Raw genomic sequence first — 9307 nt, forward strand, 5'->3', positions numbered from 1 at the left:
CCGGCCGTCGCGCAGGGTCGCGGTGGCCCGGGCGAACGTCAGCAGCCCCAGATCCACCCAGACGTCCTGCCGCCACAGCCGGGCCCGGTCCACCGCCGGCCGCCAGAAGTCGCGCTGATCACGGACCACGAAGCCGCGCAACCGCTCCCGCGGCACCGGCGGCAGCAGCCCGCCCGGCGGTTCCCCGTACAGCACCCGGCCGAAGTCGTGCAGCTCGCGCCGGGTGACGGGGGTGACCGGGCGGCGCAGCAGCCGGCCGTGCGCCCAGGTGAGGTGCGGGCGCTCCGGATCGTCCAGGGCTGCCGGGGTGAGATAGGAGCAGTGGAGTTTCGCCGCGAGGGGCCGTCGGCGCAGCCCGGTGTGCAGGGCGGCGATCCGGAAGGCGTGTGCCGGGCCGAGCGGACCGGGCAGTACGGCGATGAGGTCCAGGTCGCTGCGCCCCTCCTGGTAGTCGCCGCCGGCCAGGGAGCCGTGCGCCCAGACGGCGCGGGGCCGCAGCGGCAGCAGGGCGTCCAGGAAGTCGTCGAGCAGGGAAGCGGTCGTCATCCGCCCAGTCTCGGCGGCCCGCCGGAGCTTGTACATCCGGCACGCGTCGCCCGCCGCGTACGGCTCGGGCAGGCCGGGCACCGGCGGGAACGATCTCTTGCCGAAGCGTGCCCCGCGGCCGGGCCGCGGGGCGACGGAGCGCTTCGGTCAGCCGCCGACCTGGATGCCGGCCATCCGCTTCCACTCGTACGGCCCGGTGTTCACCTTGGCCGCGAACTCGCCGTCGAAGGACTCGTGGACCGTGATGCCGGACCTGGTCACCGCCTGCTCGGCGATGGCGTGGGTGGGGGCCACCAGGTCGCCCCAGCCGCCGTCCGCGCCGACGAGGACGATGCGGGCGCCGCGTTCGCCGATGTAGGCCACCTGGCCCTCCGCGCCGCCGTGCGCCTTGGCGAAGGCGCTGATCCGGTGGGCGAGCCGGGACACCGTGCGCTCGGCCCTCGCGTCAACCTGCTGCGTGTCTGCCATGCCCAGGATGCTACTCACCGGTAGATCAGCTGGCGAGAGCAGGGCGCTGTGACCTGCGCCCGGTGCGGCTCAGCGCAGGAACGGGTCCACCGCGACCGCCACGAACAGCAGCGACACATAGGTGATCGACCAGTGGAAGAGCCGCATCTCCTTCAGCTTCGTGCCCGTGGCCTCGGCCTTGGCCCGGTTCTGCAGCGCGTGCGCCTCCCACAGCCACCAGCCGCCCGCCGCGAGGGCGACGGCCGTGTAGAACCAGCCGGTGTAGCCGAGGGGGGTCAGCAGCAGGGAGACGACGACCATCACCCAGCTGTAGATGACGATCTGCTTGGCCACCACCTTGTTGGAGGCGATGACCGGCAGCATCGGCACGCCCACGCGCGCGTAGTCCTCCTTGACCTTCATGGACAGCGGCCAGTAGTGCGGCGGGGTCCAGAAGAACATGACGAGGAAGAGGATGACCGGCGCCCACGACAGCGAGTTCGTCACGGACGACCAGCCGATGAGCACCGGCATGCAGCCGGCGATGCCGCCCCACACGATGTTCTGCGACGTGCGCCGCTTGAGGATCATCGTGTAGACGACGACGTAGAAGAGGAGCGCCCCGAGTGACAGCCAGGCGCTCAGCCAGTTGACGGTGAACCCGAACAGCAGCGTCGAGACGACCGCCAGGGTGATGCCGAACGCCACGCACTCGCGCGGACTGACCATCCCGGTCACCAGCGGGCGCTGGGAGGTGCGGTCCATCAGGGCGTCGATGTCCCGGTCGATGTACATGTTGAGCGCGTTGGCGCCGCCCGCCGACAGATAGCCGCCGAGGCAGGTGAGCAGGACCAGCTTCAGGTCCGGCACACCCTGCTGCGCCAGGAACATCACCGGAACGGTGGTGATGAGGAGCAGCTCGATGATCCGTGGCTTGGTCAGCGCCACGAACGCCTTGACACGGGCCCCCAACGGCCGGTGAACCGGGCCCTGGCTCGCACCACCGAGCACACCCTCCCCCAGGGCCTTGAGGGCCTGGGAGGGACCCCCAGGACGGGATTCGACGGCCGTCACGCACACCCCTGACAGAGACATCCCAGCGAGCCTCCCCGCCGGACACTCCGGGTTACGGCTCGCGCGTACCACGCCACTTTAGACGTTGCCCATACCCCGGCCTTCGCGGGGGTGGGTTCGTGTTGGCGGGGCCCTCCGTACACACGTGCGCGGGCTCGCTCGGATGCGCTGGAAAAGGGGTGATCCACAGCGTGATCCTCCGTGCGCGGGAAAGCTCTCCTGAGCGGTCAGATGAGCGGGTCCGTATTCATGTGCCGAATGCCGTTCCGCCCAGTCGGGAGGCGGATCCCGGCGACTCCCGGCAGTCTTGAAACACTCGAAAAAACGCACGTCCTCACGGGGGTAGGCTCGACAACGACCGGTGGGCGACAAGCCCCTCGGCGGCCGGTTCTGGCGTTATGCCCGACGACCGGCGACCGACATGTGGAGAGGAGCCCTGACCCAGGGTGAGCACCAAGCCGACCACCACAGACCTTGAGTGGACCGAGCTGGACCAGCGGGCCGTGGACACCGCCCGTGTCCTGGCCGCAGACGCCGTACAGAAGGTCGGCAACGGCCATCCCGGTACGGCGATGAGCCTGGCCCCGGCCGCCTACACCCTCTTCCAGAAGGTGATGCGGCACGACCCGGCCGACCCGGAGTGGGTCGGGCGCGACCGCTTCGTGCTGTCCGCCGGCCACTCGTCCCTGACCCTCTACACCCAGCTCTACCTGGCCGGTTTCGGCCTGGAGCTGGACGATCTGAAGGCCTTCCGGACGTGGGGTTCCAAGACCCCGGGCCACCCGGAGTACGGACACACCAAGGGTGTGGAGACCACCACCGGCCCGCTGGGCCAGGGTGTGGCCAACGCGGTGGGCATGGCGATGGCCGCCCGCTACGAACGCGGTCTGTTCGACCCGGAGGCGCCGGCCGGCGAGTCCCCCTTCGACCACTTCGTCTACTGCATCGCCGGTGACGGCTGCCTCCAGGAGGGCATCGCCGCCGAGGCGTCCTCGCTGGCCGGCCACCAGAAGCTGGGCAACCTGGTCCTGCTGTGGGACGACAACCACATCTCCATCGAGGGCGACACCGAGACGGCCGTCTCCGAGGACACCGTCAAGCGGTACGAGGCCTACGGCTGGCACGTGCAGCGGGTGGAGGCCCGGGAGAACGGCGACCTGGACCCGGAGGCGATCTACGCCGCGATCCAGGAGGCCAAGCGGGTCACCGACCGGCCGTCCTTCATCGCGATGCGCTCGATCATCGCCTGGCCGGCCCCGAACGCGCAGAACACCGAGGCCGCGCACGGCTCGGCGCTGGGCGAGGACGAGGTCGCGGCCACCAAGCGCGTCCTCGGCTTCGACCCGGAGAAGTCGTTCGAGGTCGCCGACGAGGTCATCACCCACACCCGCAAGGCGCTGGAGCGCGGCGCCCAGGCGAAGGCCGAGTGGGAGAAGTCCCTCCAGGAGTGGCGCGAGGCCAACCCGGAGCGGGCCGCCGAGTTCGACCGGATCGCCAAGGGCGAGCTGCCCGGCGGCTGGGAGGAGAAGCTCCCGGTCTTCGAGCCCGGCAAGGCCGTGGCCACCCGTGCCGCGTCCGGCAAGGTGCTCCAGGCGCTCGGCGCGGTGATCCCCGAGCTGTGGGGCGGCTCCGCCGACCTGGCCGGCTCGAACAACACCACCATCGACAAGGACAGCTCGTTCCTCCCCGCGGGCAACCCGCTGCCGGAGGCCAACCCGTACGGCCGCACGATCCACTTCGGCATCCGCGAGCACTCCATGGGCGCCGAGATCAACGGCATCGCCCTGCACGGCAACACCCGGATCTACGGCGGCACCTTCCTCGTCTTCTCCGACTACATGCGCAACGCCGTGCGCCTGTCGGCCCTGATGCACCTGCCGGTGACGTACGTGTGGACGCACGACTCCATCGGCCTCGGCGAGGACGGCCCCACCCACCAGCCGGTCGAGCACCTGGCCTCGCTGCGCGCCATCCCGGGCCTGAACATCGTCCGCCCGGCCGACGCCAACGAGACCGCGATCGCCTGGCGGGAGATCCTCAAGCGCTGGACCAAGGAGTTCGGCAAGGGCCAGCCGCACGGCCTCGCGCTCACCCGCCAGGGCGTGCCGGTGTACGAGCCGAACGAGGACGCGGCCAAGGGCGGCTACGTCCTGTTCGAGGCCGAGGGCGGCGAGCCGCAGGTCATCCTGATCGCCACCGGTTCCGAGGTGCACGTGGCCGTCGAGGCGCGCGAGCGGCTCCAGGCCGAGGGCGTGCCCACCCGCGTGGTGTCGATGCCGTCCGTGGAGTGGTTCGAGCAGCAGGACCAGGGGTACCGGGACTCCGTGCTGCCGCCGTCCGTCAAGGCCCGCGTCGCCGTGGAGGCGGGCATCGGCCTGACCTGGCACAAGTACGTGGGGGACGCCGGCCGCATCGTTTCCCTGGAGCACTTCGGCGCTTCCGCCGACGGCAAGCTGCTCTTCCGCGAATTCGGTTTCACTGCGGAGAACGTGGCCGCCAAGGCGCGGGAATCCCTCGCCGACGCTCAGCGCTGACGCCCGTATACGACACGTAGGAGATGTAATTCCATGACAGACGCACTCAAGCGCCTCTCCGAAGAAGGCGTCGCGATCTGGCTGGACGACCTGTCGCGCAAGCGGATCACGTCCGGCAATCTCGCCGAGCTGATCGACCAGCAGCACGTCGTGGGCGTCACCACCAATCCGACGATCTTCCAGAAGGCGATCTCCCAGGGCGACGGCTACGACCAGCAGCTGTCGGACCTCGCCGCCCGCAAGGTCACCGTCGAAGAGGCCATCCGCATGATCACGACGGCGGACGTCCGCGACGCCGCCGACATCCTGCGCCCGGTCTTCGACGCCACCGGCGGCCAGGACGGCCGGGTCTCCATCGAGGTCGACCCGCGCCTGGCGCACAACGAGCACGCCACCGTCGCCGAGGCCAAGCAGCTGGCCTGGCTGGTGGACCGCCCGAACACCCTCATCAAGATCCCGGCCACCATGGCGGGCATCCCGGCGATCACCGAGGTCATCGGCCTCGGCATCAGCGTCAACGTCACGCTGATCTTCTCGCTGGAGCGCTACCGCGCGGTCATGGACGCCTACCTGAGCGGTCTGGAGAAGGCCAAGGAGCGCGGCCTGGACCTGTCCAGGATCCACTCCGTTGCGTCCTTCTTCGTCTCCCGTGTGGACACGGAGATCGACAAGCGCCTGGACGGCATCGGCACCGACGAGGCCAAGGCGCTGCGCGGCAAGGCCGCCCTCGCCAACGCCCGGCTGGCCTACCAGGCGTACGAGGAGGTCTTCTCCTCCGACCGCTGGACGGCGCTGGAGCGCGCGGGCGCCAACAAGCAGCGTCCGCTGTGGGCGTCGACCGGTGTGAAGGACCCGGCGTACCCGGACACCCTGTACGTCACCGAGCTGGTCGCGCCGAACACGGTCAACACCATGCCGGAGGCCACCCTGGAGGCCACCGACGACCACGGCGAGATCACCGGCGACACCGTCTCCGGCACCTACGAGCAGGCGCGCGCCGACCTCGACGCGCTGGAGCGGCTCGGGATCTCGTACGACGACGTCGTGCAGGTGCTGGAGGACGAGGGCGTCGACAAGTTCGAGGCGTCCTGGAACGACCTGCTGAAGTCGACCCAGGCGGAGCTCGAGCGCCTTGCCCCCTCGGAGGGCTGAGTTGTCACCCGTTTCCGGTTCCGGAGCGAACCCGCTTCGTGACCCGGCCGACCGACGGCTCCCGCGTATCGCGGGGCCGTCGGGCCTGGTCATCTTCGGCGTCACGGGCGACCTGTCCCGCAAGAAGCTGATGCCCGCGGTGTACGACCTCGCCAACCGGGGTCTGCTGCCGCCGGGCTTCTCCCTGGTGGGCTTCGCCCGCCGCGACTGGGAGCACGAGGACTTCGCGCAGGTCGTCCACGACGCGGTCAAGGAGCACTCGCGCACCCCGTTCCGCGAGGAGGTCTGGCAGCAGCTCATCCAGGGGATGCGCTTCGTCCAGGGCACCTTCGACGACGACGAGGCCTTCGAGCGGCTGCGCTCCACCATCGACGAGCTGGACAAGGCGCAGGGCACGGGCGGCAACTTCGCCTTCTACCTGTCGGTGCCCCCGCGCTCGTTCCCGGTGGTCATCCAGCAGCTGAAGAAGCACGGCCTGGCCGATCAGAGCGGCGGCTCCTGGCGGCGCGCGGTCATCGAGAAGCCGTTCGGCCACGACCTGGCCTCGGCCGAGGAACTCAACAAGGTCGTGCACGAGGTGTTCGAGCCGGACCAGGTGTTCCGGATCGACCACTACCTCGGCAAGGAGACCGTCCAGAACATCCTGGCGCTGCGCTTCGCCAACCAGATGTTCGAACCGATCTGGAACCGGTCCTTCGTGGACCACGTGCAGATCACCATGGCCGAGGACATCGGCATCGGCGGCCGGGCCGGCTACTACGACGGCATCGGCGCCGCCCGCGACGTCATCCAGAACCACCTGCTCCAGCTGATGGCGCTCACCGCGATGGAGGAGCCGGCCTCCTTCGACGCGGACGCGCTGGCCGCGGAGAAGGAGAAGGTGCTCGGCGCGGTCCGGCTGCCGAAGGACCTGGGCGCCGACACCGTGCGCGGTCAGTACGCGGCGGGCTGGCAGGGCGGCGAGAAGGTCATCGGCTACCTCGAAGAGGAGGGCATCGACCCGAAGTCGAAGACCGACACCTACGCCGCGGTCAAGCTGGAGATAGACAACCGCCGCTGGGCGGGCGTCCCCTTCTATCTGCGCACCGGCAAGCGGCTGGGCCGCCGGGTCACCGAGATCGCGGTGGTCTTCCAGCGGGCCCCGCACTCCCCGTTCGACACCACGGCGACGGAGGAGCTGGGCCAGAACGCGATCGTCATCCGCGTCCAGCCCGACGAGGGCGTCACGGTCCGCTTCGGCTCCAAGGTGCCGGGCACCTCCATGGAGATCCGGGACGTGTCCATGGACTTCGCCTACGGCGAGTCGTTCACGGAGTCCAGCCCGGAGGCGTACGAGCGGCTGATCCTGGACGTGCTGCTCGGCGACGCCAACCTCTTCCCGCGCACGGAGGAGGTCGAGCTGTCCTGGAAGATCCTCGACCCGATCGAGGAGTACTGGGACAAGCACGGCAGGCCCGCGCAGTACAAGTCGGGCACCTGGGGTCCGGTGGAAGCGGACGAGATGCTCGCACGAGACGGACGGAGCTGGCGCCGGCCATGAAGATAGACCTGACCGACACCACCGCCGGAGAGATCAACAAGGCGCTCGTCCGGGGCCGCCGCGCCATCGGCACCCCCGCCGTCGGCATGGTCCTGACCCTCGTCATCGTCACCGACGAGGAGAACGCCTACGACGCCCTGAAGGCCGCCAACGACGCCTCGCGCGAGCACCCCTCGCGCACCCTCGTCGTCATCAAGCGGGTCTCCCGCGGCCCGCGCGACCGCACCTCCTCACGGCTGGACGCCGAGGTACGGGTGGGCGCGGACGCGGGCACCGGCGAGACGGTGGTCCTGCGGCTGTACGGCGAGGTCGTCGAGCACGCCGACTCGGTGGTCCTGCCGCTGCTGCTGCCGGACGCCCCGGTCGTCGTGTGGTGGCCGGTGAACGCGCCGCTCGACCCGGCGAAGGACCCGCTGGGCGCGCTCGCCCAGCGCCGCGTCACCGACAGCTACACCGCCGAGCAGCCGGTGCGCGAACTGGCCGCCCGCGCCGCGGCCTACACCCCCGGCGACACCGATCTGTCCTGGACCCGGATCACGCCGTGGCGTTCGATGCTGGCGGCGGCCCTGGACCAGGTCACGTGCGAGGTGCGGGCCGTGGAGGTGGAGGGCGAGGAGTTCAACCCGAGCTGTGAGCTGCTGGCGATGTGGCTCGCGGACCGGCTGGACGTCCCCGTCCGGCGCTCCCCGTCCGCCGGCCCGGGGCTCACCGCCGTCCGGCTGGACACCAGCCGGGGCCCGATCTCGCTGGACCGCGCGGACGGTTCGCTCGCCACGCTCGCCATCGAGGGCCAGCCGGCCCGCGCGGTGGCGCTGAAGCGGCGGGACACCGCCGAGCTGATCGCGGAGGAGCTGCGCCGGCTGGACCCGGACGACACCTACGCGTCGGCGCTGCGCTACGGCGTGGAGCGGCTGAACACGGTGCCGAAGCAGTCCGCCGAGGCCCCGGCCGAACCGGCCGCCACCGCGGAGGCCGCGGAACCGGTCGCCGAGCCGGAGCCGGTGGAGGAGGCGGCCAAGGCCCCCGCGAAGAAGGCGGCGGCCAAGAGTGCCAAAAAGGCACCGGCGAGGAAGGCGGCGGCGAAGTGAACACACCGCAGCTGGTCGTCCACCACGACAAGGAGCTGATGGCGCAGGCCGCCGCGGCCCGCCTGATCACGAAGATCGTGGACGCGCAGGCCTCCCGGGGCACCGCGTCCGTGGTCCTCACCGGCGGCCGCAACGGCAACGGGCTGCTGGCCGCGCTGGCGGCGGCGCCCGCCCGGGACGCCATCGACTGGGGCCGTCTGGACCTGTGGTGGGGTGACGAACGCTACCTCCCCGAGGGCGACCCCGAGCGCAATGTCACGCAGGCCCGCGAGGCGCTGCTGGACTCCGTCCCGCTGGACCCGGAGCGGGTGCACGCCATGCCCGCCTCCGACGGCCCGTTCGGCACGGACGTCGAGGCGGCGGCCGAGGCCTACGCGGCGGAGCTGGCCAAGGCGGCCGGACCGGAGAACCACGGCCCGGTGCCCGCCTTCGACGTGCTCATGCTGGGCGTCGGCCCGGACACCCATGTGGCCTCGCTCTTCCCGGAGCTGCCGGCCGTACGGGAGACCGAGCGCACGGTGGTCGGCGTGCACGGCGCGCCCAAGCCCCCGCCCACCCGGATCACCCTCACCCTCCCGGCGATCCGCGCGGCCCGCGAGGTCTGGCTCCTCGCGGCCGGCGAGGACAAGGCGGAGGCCGCGGCCATCGCCCTGTCGGGCGCGGGTGAGATCCAGGCCCCGGCGGCGGGCGCGTACGGCACCCGGCGCACCCTGTGGCTGCTGGACTCCGCCGCGGCCTCGCAGCTGCCGCGGTCGCTGTATCCCCCGGCGTCGCCGTGAGCCGCGGGCAGCGCCCAGGGACACGGGTGTGAACGGAGGACGGCGGGGGCTTCGGCTCCCGCCGTCCTCCGTTTCCGCGCCCCGGTTCACGCCCGGCCGCGCAGCTCCCGGTACTTGGCGACCAGCGCCTTCGTGGACGCGTCCAGG

General features: G+C 71.1%; 8 protein-coding genes. 5 read left to right on the forward strand and 3 right to left on the reverse strand.

Annotated features, from left to right (window positions below; genetic code table 11):
* From H5J33_RS14125 to H5J33_RS14135, 3 genes are all read right to left on the reverse strand, one after another.
* A partial coding sequence (locus H5J33_RS14125) for a nucleotidyltransferase domain-containing protein (RefSeq protein ID WP_181795254.1) occupies positions 1 to 546 on the reverse strand: 546 nt, incomplete at its 3' end.
* A 147-nt stretch (positions 547 to 693) separates the two neighbouring features.
* The gene (locus H5J33_RS14130; RefSeq protein ID WP_181795255.1) at positions 694 to 1014 is read right to left on the reverse strand and encodes a hypothetical protein; all 321 of its coding nucleotides are present in this window, start codon (positions 1012 to 1014) and stop codon (positions 694 to 696) included.
* A gap of 69 nt (positions 1015 to 1083) precedes the next feature.
* Positions 1084 to 2073: a heme o synthase gene (locus H5J33_RS14135; protein WP_399552824.1), complete on the reverse strand. Its 990-nt coding sequence runs from the start codon at positions 2071 to 2073 to the stop codon at positions 1084 to 1086.
* Between the two features lie 440 nt (positions 2074 to 2513).
* On the opposite strand from H5J33_RS14135, the gene tkt reads away from it, so the two are divergent.
* The 5 genes from tkt to pgl are packed head-to-tail and all read left to right on the forward strand — an operon-like array spanning position 2514 to position 9160.
* The gene (gene tkt / locus H5J33_RS14140) at positions 2514 to 4601 is read left to right on the forward strand and encodes a transketolase (protein ID WP_181795256.1); all 2088 of its coding nucleotides are present in this window, start codon (positions 2514 to 2516) and stop codon (positions 4599 to 4601) included.
* A gap of 33 nt (positions 4602 to 4634) precedes the next feature.
* A complete protein-coding gene (gene tal / locus H5J33_RS14145; RefSeq protein ID WP_181795257.1) occupies positions 4635 to 5753 on the forward strand; it encodes a transaldolase in 1119 nt (372 codons plus the stop codon).
* Position 5754: 1 nt separating this feature from the next.
* Positions 5755 to 7293, forward strand: coding sequence for a glucose-6-phosphate dehydrogenase (zwf, locus tag H5J33_RS14150; RefSeq protein WP_181795258.1), 1539 nt, complete (start codon positions 5755 to 5757; stop codon positions 7291 to 7293).
* Complete coding sequence (gene opcA / locus H5J33_RS14155) at positions 7290 to 8381, forward strand: glucose-6-phosphate dehydrogenase assembly protein OpcA (RefSeq protein WP_181795259.1); 1092 nt, start codon at positions 7290 to 7292, stop codon at positions 8379 to 8381. Before zwf ends, opcA begins: the two co-directional genes overlap by 4 nt.
* Complete coding sequence (pgl, locus tag H5J33_RS14160) at positions 8378 to 9160, forward strand: 6-phosphogluconolactonase (RefSeq protein ID WP_181795260.1); 783 nt, start codon at positions 8378 to 8380, stop codon at positions 9158 to 9160. The genes opcA and pgl overlap by 4 nt, the downstream gene beginning before the upstream one ends.
* Positions 9161 to 9307 lie beyond the last annotated feature (147 nt).

The organism is Streptomyces sp. WELS2, from assembly GCF_013870595.1.
Taxonomy (GTDB): Bacteria; Actinomycetota; Actinomycetes; order Streptomycetales; family Streptomycetaceae; genus Streptomyces.

Coding starts and splice junctions, on each gene's coding strand:
- H5J33_RS14130 (WP_181795255.1), bottom strand. CDS start 1,014: ATGGCAGACACGCAGCAGGTTGACGCGAGGGCCGAGCGCACGGTGTCC.
- tal (WP_181795257.1), top strand. CDS start 4,635: ATGACAGACGCACTCAAGCGCCTCTCCGAAGAAGGCGTCGCGATCTGG.
- opcA (WP_181795259.1), top strand. CDS start 7,290: ATGAAGATAGACCTGACCGACACCACCGCCGGAGAGATCAACAAGGCG.